Here is a 20116-nt window from a genome sequence, read left to right as displayed (position 1 = left end):
CTTGTGACTACAGCCTCTGTACAGCAAAAAAAGTATCTTTTTTTGCCTTAAGAACTTGTTAAGGATTAACTTATTTAATAGTCGTAAACCAAAATGAAAGGGAGACATGACGATGAAAAAATTAGCTGCAATGGTTGCCGTAATGGCACTGTGTTCCGCACCTGTTCTGGCAGCGCAGCAGGGCGGTTTCTCTGGACCGACAACCACCACGCAAAGCCAAAATGGCGGATTTGTCGGCCCGAATGGTAGCAGCGCGACGGTAGAAAGCGCCAAATCACTGCGTGATGACACTTGGGTTACCCTGCGCGGGAACATCGTTGAGCGTATTTCCGACGACCTGTATGTGTTTAAAGATGCGACTGGCACAGTGAATGTGGATATCGACCACAAGCGCTGGAACGGCGTAACCGTCACACCGCAGGATGTGGTTGAAATCCAGGGTGAAGTGGATAAAGACTGGAACTCCGTTGAAATCGACGTGAAACAGATTACCAAAGTTGCCAAATAATCCCCATCAGGGCCGCACTCGTGGCCCTTTTCTTTGTGACTCAACACGCCAGATAGGGTAGTATCTGCGGCAATATTGCCCTTCAATAGAGGGGTACAAAGTTGAGGAACCACGATTAATGAGCGATATGGCAGAGCGCCTGGCGCTGCATGAATTCACGGAAACCGCCTATCTGAACTACTCCATGTACGTCATCATGGACAGGGCGTTGCCGTTTATTGGCGATGGTTTGAAACCCGTTCAGCGTCGCATCGTGTACGCGATGTCCGAACTAGGGCTGAATGCCAGCGCCAAATTTAAAAAATCCGCCCGTACCGTCGGTGACGTACTGGGTAAATACCACCCACACGGCGACAGCGCTTGTTATGAAGCGATGGTGCTGATGGCGCAGCCGTTCTCTTACCGCTATCCGCTGGTTGACGGGCAGGGGAACTGGGGGGCGCCGGACGATCCGAAATCCTTCGCGGCGATGCGTTATACCGAATCCCGCCTGTCTAAATATGCGGAAGTTCTGCTGGGTGAACTTGGCCAGGGAACGTCGGACTGGGTGCCAAACTTCGACGGCACCATGCAGGAGCCGAAGATGCTGCCTGCGCGTCTGCCAAATATTCTGTTGAACGGCACGACCGGTATTGCCGTTGGTATGGCGACGGACATTCCGCCGCATAACCTGCGTGAAGTGGCGAAAGCGGCGATTACCCTGATTGAGCAACCGAAAACGACGTTGGATCAGTTGCTGGACATCGTGCAGGGGCCGGATTACCCGACCGAAGCGGAGATCATTACCTCGCGGGCAGAGATTCGTAAGATTTACGAAAACGGACGTGGCTCCGTACGTATGCGCGCGGTATGGACGAAAGAAGACGGCGCGGTGGTGATTTCCGCACTGCCGCATCAGGTTTCCGGGGCAAAAGTGCTGGAGCAGATCGCCGCTCAAATGCGCAATAAAAAGCTGCCGATGGTAGACGACCTGCGCGACGAATCGGATCACGAAAACCCGACCCGTCTGGTGATTGTCCCGCGCTCCAATCGTGTGGATATGGAGCAGGTGATGAACCACCTGTTTGCCACCACCGATCTGGAAAAAAGCTACCGCATCAATCTGAATATGATCGGTCTTGATGGTCGTCCGGCGGTGAAAAATCTGCTGGAGATCCTCACCGAATGGCTGGCGTTCCGCCGCGATACCGTACGTCGTCGCCTCAACTATCGTCTGGAAAAAGTGCTTAAACGCCTGCATATCCTTGAAGGTTTGCTGGTGGCGTTCCTCAACATTGACGAAGTAATCGAAATTATTCGTCATGAGGATGAACCTAAGCCCGAGCTGATGTCGCGGTTTGGCATTTCTGAAACCCAGGCTGAAGCCATTCTTGAGCTGAAATTGCGCCACCTTGCCAAACTCGAAGAGATGAAAATCCGCGGCGAGCAGGATGAGCTGGCGAAAGAGCGCGATCAGCTGCAAGGCATTCTGGCTTCTGAGCGTAAAATGAGTAACCTGCTGAAGAAAGAGCTGCAGGCTGATGCCGAGGCCTATGGCGACGAACGCCGCTCTCCGCTGCAGGAACGTGAAGAAGCGAAGGCGATGAGCGAGCACGACATGCTGCCGTCAGAGCCAGTGACCATTGTGCTGTCTCAGAGTGGTTGGGTGCGTAGCGCGAAAGGCCACGACATTGATGCGCCGGGATTAAGCTATAAAGCGGGCGACAGCTTTAAGTCTGCGGTGAAGGGTAAGAGCAACCAGCCGGTGGTGTTCGTGGACTCGACCGGACGCAGCTACGCCATCGATCCAATTACGCTGCCGTCGGCGCGTGGACAGGGTGAACCGCTGACCGGGAAGCTCACGCTGCCGCCGGGCGCGACGGTTGAGCACATGCTGATGGAAGGCGACGATCAGAAACTGCTGATGGCATCCGATGCGGGTTACGGTTTTGTCTGCACCTTTAACGACCTGGTAGCTCGTAACCGTGCGGGTAAGGCATTGATTACGCTGCCAGAAAATGCGCGCGTTATGCCGCCGGTTGTGATTGAAGATGAAACCGATATGCTGCTGGCAATCACCCAGGCCGGTCGCATGTTGATGTTCCCGGTAAGCGATTTGCCGCAATTGTCAAAAGGCAAAGGGAACAAGATTATCAATATCCCTTCAGCGGAAGCGGCAAAAGGCGAAGATGGCCTGGCGCAGCTCTACGTGCTGCCGCCACAAAGCACGCTGACTATCCACGTCGGTAAGCGCAAAATTAAACTGCGTCCTGAAGAGTTGCAGAAAGTGACCGGCGAGCGTGGCCGTCGCGGTACGCTAATGCGTGGTCTGCAGCGTATCGATCGCATTGACATTGACTCGCCTCGACGCGCCAGTCACGGCGACAGCGAAGAATAACGCTACCGTCCGGCTCTCCCTGTTTTAGCCCGGGGAGAGCCAACGTTAAAAATTCCCGTGAAACCGTTGTTTATTCGTGCGTTGCGATTAACAATACGCTTTTCCAGAGAGCCGCCCTTAACAAAGCCCTAACCTGATACTGCGTGATGAATCAGGTGACGTAAAATGCCAGGCTCTTAGGCCTCAGAGGTTGTTATGCTATATATTTTTCGTTTAATCATTACTGTTATTTACTGCGTTCTGGTCTGTATTTTCGGTTGCATATACTGTCTGTTCAGCCCACGAAATCCAAAACACGTCGCAACATTCGGTCATATGTTTGGCCGCCTGGCTCCCCTTTATGGCCTGAAGGTTGAGTGCCGTATGCCGGCAGACGCGCAGAACTATGGTAATGCTATCTATATTTGTAATCATCAGAACAACTATGACATGGTTACCGCTGCGAATATTGTTCAGCCGCCGACGGTGACGGTAGGTAAAAAAAGCCTGTTGTGGATCCCATTCTTCGGGCTGCTGTACTGGTTAACCGGCAACCTGCTGATTGACAGAAACAACCGTACCAAAGCGCACAGCACCATTGCGGCGGTGGTGAATCATTTCAAAAAACGTCGTATTTCTATCTGGATGTTCCCGGAAGGAACGCGCAGCCGTGGTCGCGGTCTGCTGCCGTTTAAAACCGGCGCGTTTCATGCGGCGATTGCGGCGGGTGTCCCGGTTATTCCGGTGTGCGTTTCAACTACCTCGAACAAGATAAAACTCAACCGACTCAATAATGGTCTGGCGATTGTAGAGATGTTGCCACCGGTAGATATTAGCCATTTTGGGAAAGATCAGGTTCGTGAACTGGCAGCGCATTGCCGTACGCTGATGGAACAAAAAATCGCAGAACTCGATAAAGAAGTTGCTGAGCGGGAAGCTGCCGGTAAGGTTTAATCCGCGCAATTCGGGTTTGTTACAGGAAAAGATTTCCTGCGTGTTAATCGCCAGTTTTTCATGGAGTTTATATGTCATTCAGTCGGCGTCAGTTCATTCAGGCATCGGGGATCGCACTGTGTGCAGGTGCTGTTCCGCTGAAGGCTAATGCTGCCGGTCAGCAACAACCGTTACCCGTACCTCCGCTGCTGGAGTCCCGTCGGGGGCAGCCGTTATTTATGACGCTGCAACGCGCCCACTGGTCCTTCACGCAAGGCACGCGCGCACCTGTCTGGGGGATTAACGGTCGCTACCTGGGACCGACGATCCGCGTCTGGAAAGGGGATGACGTCAAGCTTATCTACAGCAACCGTCTGACTGAAAATGTGTCGATGACTGTCGCTGGATTACAGGTGCCAGGCCCGCTGATGGGCGGCCCGGCGCGCATGATGTCCCCTAATGCAGACTGGGCACCAGTGCTGCCGATTCGTCAGAATGCCGCTACGCTGTGGTATCACGCCAATACGCCAAATCGTACTGCCCAGCAGGTTTATAACGGTCTTGCCGGGATGTGGCTGATTGAAGATGAAGTGAGTAAATCACTGTCTATTCCCAACCACTACGGCGTGGATGATTTTCCGATCATTATCCAGGACAAGCGTCTGGACAACTTTGGTACGCCGGAGTACAGCGAACCCGGCAGCGGTGGTTTTGTCGGTGATACCCTGCTGGTCAACGGGGCGCAAAGCCCGTATGTCGAAGTCTCTCGCGGCTGGGTGCGTTTGCGTTTGCTGAACGCTTCAAACTCGCGTCGTTACCAGTTGCAAATGAGCGATGGCCGCGCGCTGCATGTGATTTCCAGCGATCAGGGCTTTTTACCTGCGCCCGTTTCGGTGAAGCAGCTCTCGCTGGCGCCTGGCGAGCGCCGTGAGATCCTGGTGGATATGACTAACGGAAATGAGGTCTCTATCACCTGTGGTGAGGCGGCCAGCATTGTCGACAGGATCCGCGGATTCTTTGAGCCTTCCAGTATTCTCATCTCCACGCTGGTATTGACGCTGCGCCCGACGGGTCTCCTGCCGCTGGTGACCGACAGTCTGCCAATGCGCCTGCTGCCAACGGAAATCCTCAGTGGTTCACCGATTCGCAGCCGTGATATCAGTCTGGATGACGATCCCGGCATCAACGGTCAGCTGTGGGACGTCAACCGCATGGATATTACCGCTCAGCAGGGCTCCTGGGAGCGCTGGACGGTACGAGCGGATATGCCTCAGTCTTTCCATATCGAAGGCGTCTCGTTCCTGATCCGTAATGTGAATGGCGCAATGCCGTTCCCGGAAGACCGGGGCTGGAAAGATACCGTCTGGGTCGACGGCCAGGTTGAATTACTGGTCTACTACGGACAACCTTCCTGGGCTCATTTCCCGTTCTACTTTAACAGTCAGACGCTGGAAATGGCGGATCGTGGTTCGATCGGACAGATGTTGGTGAACCCGGCGCCGTAATGCGCCGGAGTTTCCGTTACGCCCGCCAGAACATGCGCGAGAACAGGATCAGAATGGGGTAAATCTCCAGACGCCCCATGATCATGGCCGCGCACATCAGAAGTTTTGCCTCCTCGTTTAAGGTGCCAAACGTCGTTGCGGTGATGCCAAATCCCAGCCCCATGTTATTGATGCAGGCGGCAACGGTGGCGAAAGAGGAGAAGAGATCGTAGCCCGTCAGATTGAGCGCCCAGATAAAAAAGCTGGTAAATAAAACGTAGAGAAAGAAAAAGCTCCATACCGAACGCACTACTCGGTCGCTTACCACGTTATTGCCCACTTTGATATTCAGCAGGGCGCGAGGATGCGCGAGCTGATGTAACTCCTGACGGCATTGCTTGAACATAATCAAAAAACGCAGCACCTTAATCCCCCCGCAGGTCGAGCCGACACAACCGCCGAAGAAACTGGCGCTGAGCAGCATGAATATCGTGTGCGAAGGCCACTGCGCATAATCCGCCGTCGACAGGCCATTATCTGTCAGCATGGAGCTGGCCAGAAAAAAGGCATGCACCAGGCTGTCCGTTATCCCGTACATACCCGCCCGCCAGACCTGCCAGGTGGCGATCAAGGTGACAACCAGCGCAATAAGCAGAAAGAAACGCAGCTCGGCATTACGACGAAAGGGCTTAAAGGTACGTTTCACAATAGCTACGTACCAGAGGGTGAAGTTAAACGCAGACAGCAGTGAAAACAGTCCGGCGACTAACTCAATAGCGTGGCTGTTATAAAAGCCGATGCTCTCGCTACGGGTGGAAAATCCGCCGAGAGAGACCGTCGACAGCCCGTGGCATAAGGCATCGAAAAACGACATCCCGGCAATCCAGTAGGCCAGAGTACAAATAAGGCCGAGAATGACGTAGGTCAGCCACAGCGTACGTGCGGTATCAGCAAGCCTTGGCGTGAGGCGTTCTTCTTTAAAGGGACCTGGCATTTCAGACTGATACAGCTTCATACCACCAATACCCAGCAGGGGTAATACCGCTACGGCAAGGACAATAACCCCCAGGCCGCCAATAAAATTGAGCTGAGCCCGATAGTACAGATACGATTTCGGCAAGGCGCTGACGTCGTCAATTACCGTAGCGCCAGTGGTGGTTATCCCGGAAACCCCTTCGAACAGGGCATCGGCAAAGGAGAGATTTAAGCCATCGTCCATCCACATCGGCATGGCGCTGATAAACGAAAACAGCAGCCAGAACAGGACGATAATGACGAAGCCATCCCGGGTTCGTAGTTGAATTCCTGCATGTTTGGTTGCCAGCCACGCTCCACCGCCGAGGGTAAAGAACGTCATAAATGTGCTGAAAAAAGCGAAAAAGCTCCGCTCTTTATTTAACAGAGCAATGGTCATCGGCGGCAGCATGGAGAAGCTGTAGAGAAGAACCAGAAATCCGCACAGGTGAACAACTACCCGTAACTGGGAAATATGCAGTGAATCGTTGAGTCGCAATGAAAAATCCCCCGCCGAAAAAGAGTTATCTCAGCTGGCCGGCATGGTGTTAATTATGAATGATAAAAATGGGCGTCGTAAAATTTAACAATTTAAATCACTTTCTACTTGTCTGACTCAGACTCCACTTCATTTCTTGCCGACATACAGCGTATAATCCCCGGCCTTTGATTATTTTTTTACCATTTTTGGAAGCACTATGAGCGCAATATCCCTGATCCAGCCGGACAGAGACCTTTTCTCCTGGCCGCAGTACTGGGCTGCCTGTTTTGGCCCGGCACCATTTTTGCCGATGTCACGTGACGAAATGGACCAACTTGGCTGGGATAGCTGCGACATCATTCTGGTTACCGGCGATGCATACGTCGATCATCCCAGCTTTGGCATGGCAATTTGCGGCCGTATGCTGGAAGCGCAGGGCTTTCGTGTTGGGATTATCGCCCAGCCGGAGTGGAACAACAAAGACGATTTTATGCGTTTGGGTAAACCGAACCTGTTCTTTGGTGTAACCGCGGGCAACATGGATTCGATGATCAACCGTTATACCGCCGATCGCCGACTGCGCCATGACGATGCTTATACGCCAGACAACGTGGCGGGCAAACGCCCGGACCGCGCGACGCTGGTCTATACCCAGCGCTGTAAGGAAGCATGGAAAGATGTGCCGGTTATTCTCGGCGGTATTGAGGCCAGCCTGCGCCGTACCGCGCACTACGACTACTGGTCTGATACCGTTCGTCGCTCCGTGCTGGTGGATTCAAAAGCCGACATGCTGATGTTCGGTAACGGCGAACGTCCGTTGGTGGAAGTGGCGCATCGTCTGGCGATGGGTGAAACTATCGATCAGATCCGCGACGTGCGTAACACCGCGATTATGGTTAAAGAAGCGCTGCCGGGCTGGAGTGGGGTGGATTCCACGCGTCTCGACACGCCGGGCAAAATTGACCCGATCCCGCATCCGTACGGCGAGGATTTGCCGTGTGCCGACAACAAACCTGTCGCACCGAAAAAGCAGGAAGCGAAAGCGGTAACTGTACAGCCGCCGCGCCCGAAACCGTGGGAAAAAACCTACGTGCTGCTGCCGTCCTTCGAAAAAGTGAAGGGCGATAAAGTGCTGTATGCACATGCGTCGCGTATCCTGCACCACGAAACCAACCCAGGCTGTGCGCGCGCGCTGATGCAAAAGCATGGCGATCGCTACATCTGGATCAACCCGCCAGCCATTCCGCTCTCTACCGAAGAAATGGACAGCGTCTTTGCGCTGCCGTACAAGCGCGTGCCGCATCCGGCGTATGGCGACAGCCGCATTCCGGCCTATGAGATGATCCGTTTCTCGATCAACATTATGCGTGGCTGTTTTGGCGGCTGCTCGTTCTGTTCGATCACCGAGCACGAAGGCCGCATCATCCAGAGCCGCTCTGAAGACTCGATCATCAATGAAATCGAAGCTATTCGCGACACCGTTCCGGGCTTTACCGGCGTGATTTCCGATCTCGGCGGCCCAACGGCGAATATGTATATGCTGCGCTGTAAGTCACCACGTGCGGAGCAAACCTGCCGTCGTTTGTCATGCGTCTACCCGGATATCTGTCCGCATATGGATACCAACCACGAGCCGACGATTAACCTCTATCGCCGTGCGCGTGATTTGAAAGGCATTAAAAAGATCCTTATCGCTTCAGGTGTGCGCTATGACATCGCGGTCGAAGATCCGCGCTATATCAAAGAGCTGGCGACCCACCACGTGGGCGGCTATCTGAAGATTGCGCCAGAGCATACTGAAGAAGGCCCGCTGTCGAAGATGATGAAGCCGGGGATGGGCAGCTACGATCGCTTTAAGGAATTGTTTGACACTTACTCTAAACAGGCCGGTAAAGAGCAGTACCTGATCCCGTACTTTATTTCTGCGCATCCTGGGACGCGTGACGAGGATATGGTGAATCTGGCGCTGTGGCTGAAGCAACGTCGTTTCCGTCTGGATCAGGTGCAGAACTTCTATCCATCACCATTGGCGAACTCCACAACCATGTATTACACCGGGAAAAACCCGCTGGGTAAAATTGGTTACAAGAGTGAAGACGTGGTGGTGCCGAAAGGTGATAAACAGCGTCGTCTGCATAAAGCGCTGCTGCGTTACCACGACCCAGCCAACTGGCCGTTAATCCGCCAGGCGCTGGAAGATATGGGTAAAAAGCATCTGATCGGTGGTCGTCGCGAATGTCTGGTTCCGGCGCCTACGCTGGAAGAGATGCGCGAAGCGCGTCGCCAGAACCGTCATACCCGTCCGGCGTTGACCAAGCACACGCCTGTGGCGCATCAGCGCCAGACGACCGCCGCGAACAAAAAACGTGGGAAAGTAGCAGGGCGCTAATCTGTCTTGCCCGGGAGTGAAATGTTTACCGGGCCTGAAAGACCGTCGGCCGGATAAGGTGCTTGTACCGCCATCCGGCAGAAGTGCTCAGCATTTATGCCTCACGAATTCTGGCCGCTAATGCGGCCAGTTTTGCATCATCCGCCCGTTCACGATAGTGTGACGACAGATATCCTTCATACTGCTCGAAAAATTTGTTCTGCTGCGATTCAATCGGCTTCCAGTGGGGCAGATCGCATGGGACTCAATTAGCTGTGCACGTGGTCTACGCCGAAATTCAAATCAGTAAAGGCCCGACGAGAGGTCGGGCAGGAGAGAAGGGGTTAACCGCCGAACTGGTCCGGGTCTGGTCCCAGACGTTTGCCCTGATCGAGCTTTGCGATTTCGCCTAATTCATCTTTATCCAGGCGGAAGTCCCAGACGTTAAAGTTTTCTGCGATACGCGCAGGGGTGACTGATTTCGGAATAACCACCAGGCCGCTATCCAGATGCCAGCGGATGACAATCTGCGCCGGTGATTTGCCATATTTCTCTGCGAGATCGCGAATGATCTTTTGATCAAAAACGTCTTTGCCGCCCTGCGCCAGCGGGCTCCAGGATTCGGTCTGGATTTTATGCGTTGCGTTCCAGGCGTGCAGTTGGCGCTGTTGCATAAGCGGGTGAAGTTCTATCTGGTTAATCACCGGAGGTACGCCGGTTTCATCCATCAGCCGCTGGAGATGATTGATCTGAAAGTTACACACGCCGATGCTCTTAATCAGCCCTTCTTTTTGCAGATCGATCATGCTTTCCCACGCTTCAACGTAGTGGTCGATCGCCGGAACTGGCCAGTGCATCAGATAAAGATCGAGGTAATCGAGCTGGAGTTTCTCCATGCTTTCGAGCAAGGCTTCCCGAGGGCGTTTCTGGTCATCATTCCATAGCTTGGTGGTGATGAATAACTCTTCCCGCGGTACGCCCGCATCGCGTATTGCTTTGCCGACACCTTCTTCGTTTTTGTACGCCGCAGCGGTATCAATTGAGCGATACCCCACTTCCAGCGCTTTATGAATGGCAGTGATGACCTCTTCGTTACTTGCCTTCCAGACCCCCAGGCCCAGTTGCGGCATGACGTTACCATCCTGTAGTTTAATAATGGTTGGACCGGTCATAATTCCTCCCCTGAATTGAGTTTACCGAGGCAAGCCCCGGTAAGTTAGGTGTGACTTAAGTCTGGCCTATCCTCGTCATACTTCAAGCTGCATATGCGTTGGCTTTATTACGCGGCCCATCCATGACCCTCGGCCTTTCAGGTCCGCTGCAAGCAACGTTCAAATCTGCTCCCGGCAGGTTTGTCGTTTCACCCCCAGTCACTGACTTATGTAAGCTCCTGGGGATTCTCTCCTTTGCCGCCTTTATGCAACTCGAATTATTTAGAATATAAATACCCAAAAATGAAAGGCGGAGGTGAAAAAACCTTAGCGGGCAGCTTCGTAAATCCGACGGCTGACCTCGAGCGTAATGTCCTGATGTTCGCCCAGTTTTGTACCGCCGTGCGCTTGCAGTTTTTCCAGTAGCGCCGGGATGGAGCTACCGTCCAGACCGTAGTCAGACAGGCGAGTCGGTACGCCCATTTGTTCGAAGAAAGCGCGGGTTGCGGCAATAGCGGCGTCGATGCGTTGGTCATCGGAACCTTCAGTGATATTCCAGATACGCTCTGCGTATTGCAACAGTTTGGCACGTTTGGTATCGCGTTTTTCATTCCACAGCGCTGGCAGAACGATAGCCAATGTTTGAGCATGATCCAGACCGTGCATTGCGGTCAGTTCGTGGCCCAGCATATGCGTTGCCCAGTCTTGTGGTACGCCTGCGCCAATCAGACCGTTCAGCGCCTGGGTTGCCGCCCACATAACGTTCGCACGCACGTTGTAATTTTCCGGCTCCTGCAATGCTTTCGGGCCTTCTTCTACCAGCGTAAGCAGAATACCTTCAGCAAAGCGATCCTGAATTTTCCCGTCTACCGGATAAGTCACATACTGCTCAACGGTATGTACGAAGGCATCTACGACGCCGTTCGCAACCTGACGCGGCGGCAGGGTATAGGTGTAAACCGGATCCAGCACGGCGAATACCGGCTGCACAAATGGGGTCATAAAGGCCAGCTTATCGCCGGTGGTTTTACGCGAAATGACTGCGCCGGAGTTAGATTCAGAGCCGGTTGCTGGCAGGGTTAATACGGAGCCCATCGGGATAGCGCTTGTTACGTCGTTGCCGTGGGTTTCCAGAATACGCCATGGATCGATGCCGTCAGCGTATTGTGCCGCAGCCGCGATGAATTTGGTGCCATCCAGCACCGAACCGCCGCCTACCGCCAGCAGGAACGTCACTTTCTCATCACGCACGATTTTTACCGCGTTCATCAGCGTTTCATAAGACGGGTTCGGCTCAATACCGCCAAACTCCAGCACGTCCAGGCCTTTCAGCGCATCCTGAACCTGTGCCAGGACACCGGTTTTTTTCACGCTACCGCCGCCATAGGTAACCAATACGCGAGCATCCTGAGGGATTTGATCGCGCAGCTCAGCAATCGCACCTTTACCAAACAGAATGCGGGTTGGGGTATGGAGATTAAAGTTGTTCATTGCTCGTTCCCTTATGTGGGTAAAAAAAGAGGGCAGGAGAGTGTCCGCCGGATGATGAACATTGTGGGCGTCAGCCGCGCTGCTCTCAATGCTCATTTCTGCCGATGTCTTGCCCATTTCTACAGACTGCTGGAGAAAACGGATAAATCTGCGCATTATGTCAGGGTTGCAAACCGATGATGAAATGGTGCTCTATGAACCGTGATGAGATCTGCCTTCTGCTGACAGAAAAAATTAAGCAGCTGAAAAACAATGAAAATAAACTCAGCGAACTGCTGCCAGATGTCCGCCTGCTGCACGGCACTGAGCCGGCAGCGCGTACACCGGTAATGTATCAGCCAGGAATCATATTTCTCTTTTCGGGACATAAAATTGGTTATATCAATGAACGTGTATTTCGTTATGACGCCAACGAATACCTGTTGCTAACCGTACCGTTACCCTTTGAATGTGAAACGTATGCAACGCCGGAGGTTCCCCTGGCCGGTATCTACCTGAATGTCGATATTCTGCAATTGCAGGAGCTGTTGATGGACATTGGGGAAGATGAGCTGTTCCAGCCCGCCATGGCGGCCAGCGGGATCAACTCCGCGACGCTCTCTGACGAAATTCTTTGCGCCGCTGAGCGCCTGCTGGATGTGATGGAGCGACCGCTGGATGCGCGTATTCTGGGGAAACAGATTATTCGCGAGATCCTCTACCATGTGCTGACCGGGCCGCGCGGCGGCGCATTACTGGCGCTGGTCAGCCGCCAGACGCATTTCAGTTTGATAAGCCGTGTGCTAAAGCGCATTGAAACCAAATACACCGAAAATCTCAATGTCGAACAGCTGGCGGCAGAAGCGAACATGAGCGTGTCGGCGTTTCATCATAATTTTAAAGCGGTGACCAGCACGTCGCCGCTGCAATACCTGAAGAGCTATCGTCTGCATAAAGCACGGATGATGATGATCCACGACGGGATGAAGGCCAGTGCGGCTGCCATGCGCGTCGGCTATGAGAGCGCATCGCAATTCAGTCGGGAATTCAAACGTTTCTTTGGCGTAACGCCGGGGGAGGATGCGGCCAGAATTCGAATGATGCAGGGGAGTTAAACTTGCTCAGCGCTGGCCTGATAAGCGAAACGTCATCAGGCGAAAATGCCGGGGGAACCCCGGCCTACGGTTAATACTCAGGCGCTACAGTATTTTTTTTTAATCACGACAAACAGGGTACCCAACAGACCCGCGGTTAACAGGGCAATCGGCAGGATCATTAAAAAGGTCATCACCTGATCTTCATGGCGTTTGACGAACGGGATCATGCTCAGCGCATAGCCAAAGCCGGTGACGACGGTGACCCACAGCAGACCGCTCAGCCAGTTAAAAAACTGGAACCGACGGTTTGGCAGGCCCGAAATTCCCGCCATTGTTGGCAGCAAGGTACGAACGAATGCCAGGAAACGCCCAGCCAGCAGTGCCATCAGCCCGTGTTGGTCAAACATGCAGGTAGCGCGCTGATGATATTTATCAGGTAATTGCGCCAGCCAGCCTTTTACCGTCCGCGTGTTGCCCAGCCAGCGTCCCTGAATGTAGCTCAGCCAGCAACCCAGACTGGCTGCGGCAGTCAGAATAGCTATGGTAGGTATAAAACTCATCACGTCCTGAGCGATCAGCGCCCCTGCCAGCAATAACAGGCTGTCTCCGGGTAAAAAGGAGGCAGGCAGCAGGCCATTTTCTAAAAACAGTGTGGCGAACATTACGAAGTACACCACGCTCACAACGTGCGGATCCGCCAACGCGGCAAAATCGTGTTGCCAAAGCGCGGAGACAATATCTTGAATGACTACCATGGACTTTCCTGTGGAACAGCGTTTATGTGTGGATTGTACTCCTGAATTGTCCGGGATGCCTTGATCCCGGACGCAACAATTGCAGACTTTTCCACCAGAAGTGTCTGCATATATGTCCATCTATGGCAATTTTACTCGATTCGGGCAAATCCTGCGGCCAAATCGACAATCAGATCGTCAACATTCTCTAAACCGATATGCAAACGGATGAGCGTTCCACTGAAGTCCACCTCGCCTTGCGGACGGATTGCGGCAATGTGTTCCGGCTGATTAGCGAGAATCAGCGACTCAAAACCGCCCCAGGAGTAGGCCATGCTGAACAGGCTGAAGTGGTCCAGATACGCGGCCAGCTCTTCATGATTTAGTTTCTTATTCAATACAAATGAGAACAGACCGCTGCTGCCGGTGAAATCACGCTTCCAGAATTCGTGGCCTTTACTGCCGGGCAGCGCGGGGTGGTTCACGCGGGCGACCTGCGGATGGCTGGCCAGCCACTCTGCGACCTTTAAGCTGCTTTCATGATGTTGGCGCAGGCGAACGCTTAGCGTACGCAGTCCGCGGCTGGTCATATAGGCGGTATCGGCGTCCAGCATTTGCCCCATCAGATAGGCATTTTCGCGCAGTTGATCCCAGCAACGGGCATTAGCCACCGCAGTGCCGACCATGGCGTCGGAATGGCCAATCAGATATTTGGTGCCAGCCTGAATAGAAATATCGATGCCAAAATCCAGCGCTTTGAACAACACCCCGGCAGCCCAGGTGTTATCAATTATGATGATCGCATCCGGCGCGACGCTTCTGACGGCGGCAACAATAGCAGGAACATCATGTACTTCCATGGTGACAGAGCCGGGAGATTCCAGAAATACGACTTTAGTGTTCGGCTGTATGTGCTTCACAATATCGGCACCAACCAGCGGATCGAACCATCCGGTGGACACGCCGAGTTTGCCGAGAATTTTGGTGCAGAAATCCTGGCTGGGTTCATAGGCGGTGTTGGTCATCAGCACATGATCCCCTTGTTCCACAAAGGCGAGGATAGTGTTGGCAACGGCCGCCGCGCCGCAGGGGAACAACGCGCAACCCGCGCCGCCTTCCAGTTCACACATTGCCTCCTGCAGGGAAAAATGCGTCAGGGTTCCGCGACGTCCATAGAAAAGCGCACCGTTAGCACGGTTGTGCGTAGCCTGCTTTTTGGCCTCTACGGTGTCAAACACTAGCGAAGAAGCGCGCTGGATCACGCTATTTACCGCGCCCAGCGTGTACTTTTTACTGCGTCCTGCGTGAACGAGTTTGGTTTCAAGTTGCTTATCTGCCATGTCGTCTTACCTGTTTTTATACGTCTGGATGTCTAAACTACCATGAATCAAAGATGACGCATCCTGCAGAACGGTCATACAGTAGAAAATAATCTCAAAATGCTTCTGGTAACTTTTTTACTGCGTAAGCGCAAGGAAAAGAAACCAAAGGTGCGGCAATATGTAAATAGTAATGAGAACGACTATCAATTCGACGTCGTTTTGATATCATTACGCTCAGATTTTGTGATTTGCGTCCTGGAGATACAGAGTGGGTAATAATTTGATGCAGACGGATCTTTCCGTCTGGGGTATGTATCAGCACGCCGATATCGTGGTTAAGTGCGTGATGATTGGGCTGATTTTGGCATCAGTGGTCACCTGGGCTATCTTCTTTAGTAAGAGCCTTGAGTTCTTTACTCAGAAACGCCGCCTTAAGCGTGAACAGCAACTGCTGGCGGACGCCCGCTCTTTAGACCAGGCAAATGAGATTGCTGCAGGATTTGATGGCAAAAGCCTGGGCGCACAGTTGATTTACGAAGCGCAGAACGAACTGGAATTGTCAGAAGGCAGCGACGACAACGAAGGTATTAAAGAGCGTACCGGCTTCCGTCTGGAGCGTCGTGTGGCGGCGGTAGGTCGTCATATGGGACGTGGTAACGGCTACCTGGCCACCATCGGGGCTATCTCTCCATTTGTGGGTCTGTTCGGTACTGTATGGGGCATCATGAATAGCTTCATCGGGATTGCACAAACCCAAACGACCAACCTGGCCGTTGTTGCGCCGGGTATCGCAGAAGCACTGTTAGCGACGGCGATCGGTCTGGTCGCGGCAATTCCTGCGGTCGTTATCTACAACATTTTCGCACGTCAGATTGGCAGCTATAAAGCGATGCTGGGCGATGTCGCGGCACAGGTGCTGTTGCTGCAAAGTCGCGATCTGGACCTGAACGCTAGCGCTTCTGCCCATCCGGTACGTGCTGCGCAGAAATTACGTGTAGGATAATGTTCCATGGCAATGAGCTTTAATGAAAACCTGGACGATAACGGTGAAATGCATGAAATCAACGTGACGCCGTTTATCGATGTTATGTTGGTTTTATTGATCATCTTTATGGTGGCCGCACCGTTGGCAACGGTGGATGTGAAGGTGAATCTCCCGGCTTCCACCAGCACGCCGCAGCCGCGTCCGGAAAAACCGGTTTACCTGTCTGTTAAAGCCGATAAGAGTATGTTTATTGGCAACAATCAGGTGACGGATGACACCATGATTAGCGAATTAAATACGCTGACCGATGGGAAGAAAGACACCACGATTTTCTTCCGTGCGGATAAAACCGTCGATTATGAAACCATGATGAAAGTTATGGATACGCTGCATCAGGCGGGTTTCCTGAAGATTGGTCTGGTCGGTGAAGAGACCGTGAAAGCGAAGTAATCCTGATTGCCGGGTAATGGTTGTTGCCTTACCCGGCCTTCCTCTCCTGATTTAACTCTCCCCACACGCCCTTATCTGTCCTCATCCAGTGCGACTGCCGTTATCCTGGTGGGTTCGTAGTTCCCTTCCGACAGTTTACGCGTCAGGCGTAAGGTGGCTGTTTCTCGCTTGAGTATATGCTGGTATGTGCTCTCCAGCCGGGCCATGATTTTGTCCCGTAGTTCTGGTTGCTGCTCCATAATGGCTTCAATCGCGGCGCCATAGATCTCTTCTTTAGCCTGTAGCGCATAAATTTCGCGACGATTTTGCCATTTCATCCGCACCAGCGCGGCGGGAATAGAGACCATCTCCTGGGCAACGCTTTCCAACGTCGCATTTTTATTGGCAATCAATACGGCCAAATTTTGCTTTAAGACAAACTCATCGCTTTTATGGTCATCTAAAGCCAAATAAACATTATTATCCTCAACATCTTTCATTTTATTTCTCTTCCAGAGAATAAAAAATAGGATCGCTGGTCTCACGCGTAATTAAATTAAGCCAAATTTTATTGCCCTGTTCATTTACGCTGGCTGTTATTGTCGATAAAATTTTACTTAATTCTTGAGCGTTAATGTCGCCTTCCGCTTGTAGTGAATTGAGCAGGCGAGTGAAGGACTCAATTTTTGCGGCACGAAACAGGCGCTCTTTTAAATGGCGATCGCACTCTTCAAATAACATATTGCGCGCCTGGCCGTTAGCTGTAGAGCTAATCAAAATATCGGGTTCGTAATCGCTTAATGTTCTCTTTCCCTGAGTCAAATTTTCACTATTATCTGTGGGACGGGTATTAGTAGATGAGCTGGATAAGTGAAAACGCGAGGGAACAAGATGCTCGGGAAGCATGTTGAAATATCCTTTGATGCCAATGATATGTTGTTCTAAATAAACCAGGCTGCGTTGACAATAGCATGGCGTAATTTTAAAATCAAAAAAAATGGAGCCAGTATATGAACAGTATATTTTATTCTGTTATTACCCTGCTATTGCTTACCTGCGGGGTACTTTTGTTGATGCGCAGTGCAAATAAAAACCGATATGCAGAAAATGGGCACTCTGAAAACCAGCCGGAAATGCTGAGTAAAGAAGAGGGGGAAGATCATTTTTCGGTACTGATGAATTCGATTACCCCAGTATGGTATTGGCGCGTTAATCACGAATATATCGATTTTATCCACTCCACGATCAAGCGGATGACTATGGTGGAGCTAAATGAGACGCCAGGGCTATTTGATGCACAGCGGCGTTGTAGCGATCTCAACTCTGCGGTGTATAAATATTACGACAATATAAAAAAGCGCTGTCTGAGCGGTGAGAAAGTCCCGCATGCCGATCTGGATGTGCTTAACTTACGCCAGTGCTTCAGGGAGTTCAGTCTGGAGGCTTATCCTGCGCTTGTCGCGCTGGTGTGGCCGGAATTTCAACGTCCAGAGATCAAAGCGGAAGAGGTGTGAAGGGATTGGCTGGCCCTGTTACGTGCCGGGGAGGCTAACGCCGCTTCCCGGCACAGAGTTACAAACGGCTATTTGTCAGATGAGGCCTGCCACAGGTTCAGTTTACCATCCGCGACATGCTTATCGATCTGCGCCAGTTCTTCGGCGCTGAACGTCAGGTTAGCCAACGCCTGAACGTTCTCCTCCAGTTGCTCCGGTCGGCTGGCGCCAATTAATACCGACGTCACCCGGTTGTCTTTCAGCAGCCAGCTTAAGGCCATTTGCGCCATCGACTGTCCGCGCTGTTGCGCCATTTCATTGAGCAAACGCAGGCTGTTAAGGTTTTCTTCCGTCAGCATATTTTCCGTCAGCCCACGAACTTTTTTCCCTTCACGCTGCATGCGTGAACCTTCCGGAATGCCGTTGAGGTATTTCCCCGTCAGCAGCCCCTGGGCCAGCGGCGTAAATGCGATGCAGCCCATGCCGTTGGATTCCAGCGTATCCAGCAGACCGCTGCTGTCTACCCAACGGTTAAGCAGGTTGTAAGAAGGCTGGTGGATCAGCAGCGGAATTTTCCATTCCCGCATCAGCTCGGCCATTTTCTGCGTACGCTCCGGGGAATAGGATGAGATGCCGACATACAGCGCTTTACCGCTTTGCACCGCATGGGCCAGCGCTGAGGCGGTCTCTTCCATTGGCGTATTTTCGTCAACGCGGTGCGAGTAGAAGATATCGACATAGTCGAGGCCCATGCGCTTCAGGCTCTGGTCGAGGCTGGCGAGCAGGTATTTTCGCGAACCGCCAGAACCGTATGGCCCTGGCCACATGTCATAGCCTGCCTTGGTGGAGATGATCAGTTCATCACGATAGTGTGCAAAATCCTCGCGCAATAATCGGCCAAAATTCTCTTCTGCGCTGCCCGGAGGCGGCCCGTAGTTATTGGCTAAATCAAAATGCGTGATGCCTAAATCAAATGCTTTACGCAGCAGAGCGCGCTGTGAATCCAGCGCCTGAACGTGCCCAAAACTGTGCCACAAACCCAGTGATAGCGCGGGTAAACGTAAACCGCTGCGCCCGCAGTAGCGATAGAGCATCTGCTCGTAACGTTCAGGATTGGCAAACCAGTCCATGAGATCTCCTTAGTGCAGGTGAATTTCGAAACAACGTTTCTATTCTAGCGGGTTCATGGTGAATATCCCGTTCACCAGGTCACACTGGAATGAAAAACTGGGCAAAAACAGACCACTGTGCTTTGCTTAAAAAAACATCGATCCGGAGTGCTGCCATGTCGCGTCTAACTGCCAAAGACTTTCCGCAAGAATTGCTCGACTACTATGACTATTACGCTCATGGCAAAATAACGAAACGCGAGTTTCTCAATCTTGCTGCGAAATATGCTGTTGGTGGTATGACGGCGCTGGCATTATTCAATGTATTGAAACCCAATTATGCCCTCGCAACGCAGGTGGAGTTCACCGATCCTGATATCCTGGCGGAATACATGACTTATCCTTCACCTGAAGGGCATGGTGATGTGCGTGGGTATCTGGTTAAACCTGCGAAAGCGACGGGGAAAGTTTCGGCGGTAGTGGTGGTACATGAGAATCGTGGGCTGAATCCGTATATTGAGGATGTGGCACGGCGGGTGGCGAAGGCGGGCTATATTGCACTCGCGCCTGATGGATTAAGTTCAGTGGGGGGCTATCCTGGCAATGATGATAAAGGTCGGGAGTTGCAGCAGCAGGTTGACCCCGTAAAGCTGATGAACGACTTCTTTGCCGCCATTGAATTTATGCAGCGTTATTCAGGCGCGACGGGAAAGGTGGGTATCACCGGATTTTGCTACGGTGGCGGCGTGTCGAACGCCGCAGCCGTTGCTTTTCCTGAACTGGCCTGCGCAGTGCCTTTTTATGGGCGTCAGGTTCCTGCATCAGATGTCCCTAAAATCAAAGCGCCTTTATTACTGCACTATGCGCAATTAGATACCCGAATTAATGAGGGATGGCCTGCCTATGAAGCGGCGCTCAAAGCCAATAAGAAAGTCTATGAGGCATATATCTATCCCGGCGTTAATCATGGTTTTCATAATGACTCGACACCGCGTTATGATAATGCTGCCGCTGATTTGGCCTGGGAGCGTACTCTTGCATGGTTTAACAAATATTTACGATAGAAAACAAGGGATTATTTAATGCTTCAGGTTAATTATCTGAATAATAATGCTAGCTAATTTCATTAGCATTCATGTTGATATAGTGTAAATAATATTGGATGTACTTAAGAAAGTAAAA

General features: G+C 52.2%; 18 protein-coding genes and 1 pseudogene. 10 read left to right on the top strand and 9 right to left on the bottom strand.

From position 1 onward, the window contains the following. Positions 1-112: 112 nt before the first annotated feature. The 4 genes from ABIE10_RS16415 to ftsP all read left to right on the top strand — a co-directional run bounded on the left by ABIE10_RS16415 (position 113) and on the right by ftsP (position 5302). On the top strand, positions 113-508 hold the full coding sequence (locus ABIE10_RS16415; protein WP_016154511.1) for a YgiW/YdeI family stress tolerance OB fold protein: 396 nt from the start codon (positions 113-115) through the stop codon (positions 506-508). A gap of 118 nt (positions 509-626) precedes the next feature. Next, positions 627-2885 (top strand): DNA topoisomerase IV subunit A, encoded by a 2259-nt coding sequence (gene parC / locus ABIE10_RS16410; RefSeq protein ID WP_049283274.1) that lies wholly within the window; start codon positions 627-629, stop codon positions 2883-2885. Between the two features lie 195 nt (positions 2886-3080). Beyond that, on the top strand, positions 3081-3818 hold the full coding sequence (gene plsC / locus ABIE10_RS16405; protein WP_016154509.1) for a 1-acylglycerol-3-phosphate O-acyltransferase: 738 nt from the start codon (positions 3081-3083) through the stop codon (positions 3816-3818). 71 nt (positions 3819-3889) lie between these two features. Beyond that, positions 3890-5302, top strand: a complete 1413-nt coding sequence (ftsP, locus tag ABIE10_RS16400) for a cell division protein FtsP (protein WP_016154508.1) — start codon at positions 3890-3892, stop codon at positions 5300-5302. Positions 5303-5318: 16 nt separating this feature from the next. On the opposite strand, the gene ABIE10_RS16395 is transcribed toward ftsP, so the two are convergent. Beyond that, positions 5319-6794 carry a TrkH family potassium uptake protein gene (locus tag ABIE10_RS16395; protein ID WP_429156317.1) on the bottom strand — a complete coding sequence of 492 codons (1476 nt, stop codon included), beginning with the start codon at positions 6792-6794 and terminating at the stop codon, positions 5319-5321. 199 nt (positions 6795-6993) lie between these two features. On the opposite strand from ABIE10_RS16395, the gene ABIE10_RS16390 reads away from it, so the two are divergent. Further along, complete coding sequence (locus ABIE10_RS16390) at positions 6994-9165, top strand: YgiQ family radical SAM protein (RefSeq protein ID WP_137379609.1); 2172 nt, start codon at positions 6994-6996, stop codon at positions 9163-9165. Positions 9166-9259: 94 nt separating this feature from the next. On the opposite strand, the pseudogene ABIE10_RS16385 reads toward ABIE10_RS16390, so the two are convergent. From ABIE10_RS16385 to yqhD, 3 genes and pseudogenes are all read right to left on the bottom strand, one after another. Beyond that, positions 9260-9440 (bottom strand): annotated as a pseudogene (locus ABIE10_RS16385) (hypothetical protein); the annotation flags it as partial. Between the two features lie 48 nt (positions 9441-9488). After that, complete coding sequence (gene dkgA, locus ABIE10_RS16380) at positions 9489-10316, bottom strand: 2,5-didehydrogluconate reductase DkgA (RefSeq protein ID WP_016154506.1); 828 nt, start codon at positions 10314-10316, stop codon at positions 9489-9491. Between the two features lie 306 nt (positions 10317-10622). Continuing rightward, a complete protein-coding gene (gene yqhD, locus ABIE10_RS16375; RefSeq protein ID WP_003838168.1) occupies positions 10623-11786 on the bottom strand; it encodes an alcohol dehydrogenase in 1164 nt (387 codons plus the stop codon). Between the two features lie 194 nt (positions 11787-11980). Here yqhD and ABIE10_RS16370 point away from each other — a divergent pair, with 194 nt between their 5' ends. Then, positions 11981-12880, top strand: a complete 900-nt coding sequence (locus tag ABIE10_RS16370) for an AraC family transcriptional regulator (RefSeq protein WP_139081516.1) — start codon at positions 11981-11983, stop codon at positions 12878-12880. 77 nt (positions 12881-12957) lie between these two features. Here ABIE10_RS16370 and yghB read toward each other — a convergent pair whose 3' ends face one another. Then, positions 12958-13617 (bottom strand): DedA family general envelope maintenance protein YghB, encoded by a 660-nt coding sequence (yghB, locus tag ABIE10_RS16365; RefSeq protein ID WP_016154504.1) that lies wholly within the window; start codon positions 13615-13617, stop codon positions 12958-12960. Positions 13618-13748: 131 nt separating this feature from the next. Continuing rightward, on the bottom strand, positions 13749-14936 hold the full coding sequence (gene metC, locus ABIE10_RS16360; RefSeq protein ID WP_049283271.1) for a cystathionine beta-lyase: 1188 nt from the start codon (positions 14934-14936) through the stop codon (positions 13749-13751). Positions 14937-15186: 250 nt separating this feature from the next. Between metC and exbB the strand changes: the two genes are divergently transcribed. Together exbB and exbD are read left to right on the top strand one after the other, a co-directional pair. Continuing rightward, entirely contained in the window at positions 15187-15921 is a 735-nt protein-coding gene (gene exbB, locus ABIE10_RS16355) for a tol-pal system-associated acyl-CoA thioesterase (protein WP_016154502.1), read from the top strand. Positions 15922-15927: 6 nt separating this feature from the next. Then, on the top strand, positions 15928-16353 hold the full coding sequence (gene exbD / locus ABIE10_RS16350) for a TonB system transport protein ExbD (RefSeq protein WP_016154501.1): 426 nt from the start codon (positions 15928-15930) through the stop codon (positions 16351-16353). Between the two features lie 71 nt (positions 16354-16424). On the opposite strand, the gene ABIE10_RS16345 is transcribed toward exbD, so the two are convergent. Together ABIE10_RS16345 and ABIE10_RS16340 are read right to left on the bottom strand one after the other, a co-directional pair. Beyond that, positions 16425-16832, bottom strand: a complete 408-nt coding sequence (locus ABIE10_RS16345; protein ID WP_016154500.1) for a hypothetical protein — start codon at positions 16830-16832, stop codon at positions 16425-16427. Between the two features lies 1 nt (position 16833). Continuing rightward, the gene (locus tag ABIE10_RS16340; protein ID WP_200108131.1) at positions 16834-17238 is read right to left on the bottom strand and encodes a hypothetical protein; all 405 of its coding nucleotides are present in this window, start codon (positions 17236-17238) and stop codon (positions 16834-16836) included. A 104-nt stretch (positions 17239-17342) separates the two neighbouring features. Between ABIE10_RS16340 and ABIE10_RS16335 the strand changes: the two genes are divergently transcribed. Beyond that, entirely contained in the window at positions 17343-17846 is a 504-nt protein-coding gene (locus ABIE10_RS16335; RefSeq protein WP_016154498.1) for an ESA_00282 family adhesion-associated protein, read from the top strand. Between the two features lie 68 nt (positions 17847-17914). Here the strand turns inward: ABIE10_RS16335 and ABIE10_RS16330 are convergent, their stop codons facing one another. Beyond that, positions 17915-18955 carry an aldo/keto reductase gene (locus ABIE10_RS16330; protein ID WP_016154497.1) on the bottom strand — a complete coding sequence of 347 codons (1041 nt, stop codon included), beginning with the start codon at positions 18953-18955 and terminating at the stop codon, positions 17915-17917. Positions 18956-19110: 155 nt separating this feature from the next. On the opposite strand from ABIE10_RS16330, the gene yghX reads away from it, so the two are divergent. Continuing rightward, positions 19111-19998 carry a YghX family hydrolase gene (gene yghX / locus ABIE10_RS16325; RefSeq protein WP_046276177.1) on the top strand — a complete coding sequence of 296 codons (888 nt, stop codon included), beginning with the start codon at positions 19111-19113 and terminating at the stop codon, positions 19996-19998. Positions 19999-20116: the final 118 nt, after the last annotated feature.

Source organism: Citrobacter sp. 506, assembly GCF_050434985.1.
GTDB classification, from domain to species: Bacteria; Pseudomonadota; Gammaproteobacteria; order Enterobacterales; family Enterobacteriaceae; genus Citrobacter; species Citrobacter braakii.
The sequence above is the reverse complement of the archived record's forward strand: the minus strand, read 5'-3'. Positions and strand labels throughout refer to the sequence as shown.

Excerpts from the sequence above, each read along its gene's own strand:
- ABIE10_RS16415 (WP_016154511.1), top strand. The coding sequence starts at position 113 with ATGAAAAAATTAGCTGCAATGGTTGCCGTAATGGCACTGTGTTCCGCA.
- parC (WP_049283274.1), top strand. The coding sequence starts at position 627 with ATGAGCGATATGGCAGAGCGCCTGGCGCTGCATGAATTCACGGAAACC.
- plsC (WP_016154509.1), top strand. The coding sequence starts at position 3,081 with ATGCTATATATTTTTCGTTTAATCATTACTGTTATTTACTGCGTTCTG.
- ftsP (WP_016154508.1), top strand. The coding sequence starts at position 3,890 with ATGTCATTCAGTCGGCGTCAGTTCATTCAGGCATCGGGGATCGCACTG.
- ABIE10_RS16390 (WP_137379609.1), top strand. The coding sequence starts at position 6,994 with ATGAGCGCAATATCCCTGATCCAGCCGGACAGAGACCTTTTCTCCTGG.
- dkgA (WP_016154506.1), bottom strand. The coding sequence starts at position 10,316 with ATGACCGGTCCAACCATTATTAAACTACAGGATGGTAACGTCATGCCG.
- yqhD (WP_003838168.1), bottom strand. The coding sequence starts at position 11,786 with ATGAACAACTTTAATCTCCATACCCCAACCCGCATTCTGTTTGGTAAA.
- ABIE10_RS16370 (WP_139081516.1), top strand. The coding sequence starts at position 11,981 with ATGAACCGTGATGAGATCTGCCTTCTGCTGACAGAAAAAATTAAGCAG.
- yghB (WP_016154504.1), bottom strand. The coding sequence starts at position 13,617 with ATGGTAGTCATTCAAGATATTGTCTCCGCGCTTTGGCAACACGATTTT.
- metC (WP_049283271.1), bottom strand. The coding sequence starts at position 14,936 with ATGGCAGATAAGCAACTTGAAACCAAACTCGTTCACGCAGGACGCAGT.
- exbD (WP_016154501.1), top strand. The coding sequence starts at position 15,928 with ATGGCAATGAGCTTTAATGAAAACCTGGACGATAACGGTGAAATGCAT.
- ABIE10_RS16345 (WP_016154500.1), bottom strand. The coding sequence starts at position 16,832 with ATGAAAGATGTTGAGGATAATAATGTTTATTTGGCTTTAGATGACCAT.
- ABIE10_RS16340 (WP_200108131.1), bottom strand. The coding sequence starts at position 17,238 with ATGCTTCCCGAGCATCTTGTTCCCTCGCGTTTTCACTTATCCAGCTCA.
- ABIE10_RS16335 (WP_016154498.1), top strand. The coding sequence starts at position 17,343 with ATGAACAGTATATTTTATTCTGTTATTACCCTGCTATTGCTTACCTGC.
- ABIE10_RS16330 (WP_016154497.1), bottom strand. The coding sequence starts at position 18,955 with ATGGACTGGTTTGCCAATCCTGAACGTTACGAGCAGATGCTCTATCGC.
- yghX (WP_046276177.1), top strand. The coding sequence starts at position 19,111 with ATGTCGCGTCTAACTGCCAAAGACTTTCCGCAAGAATTGCTCGACTAC.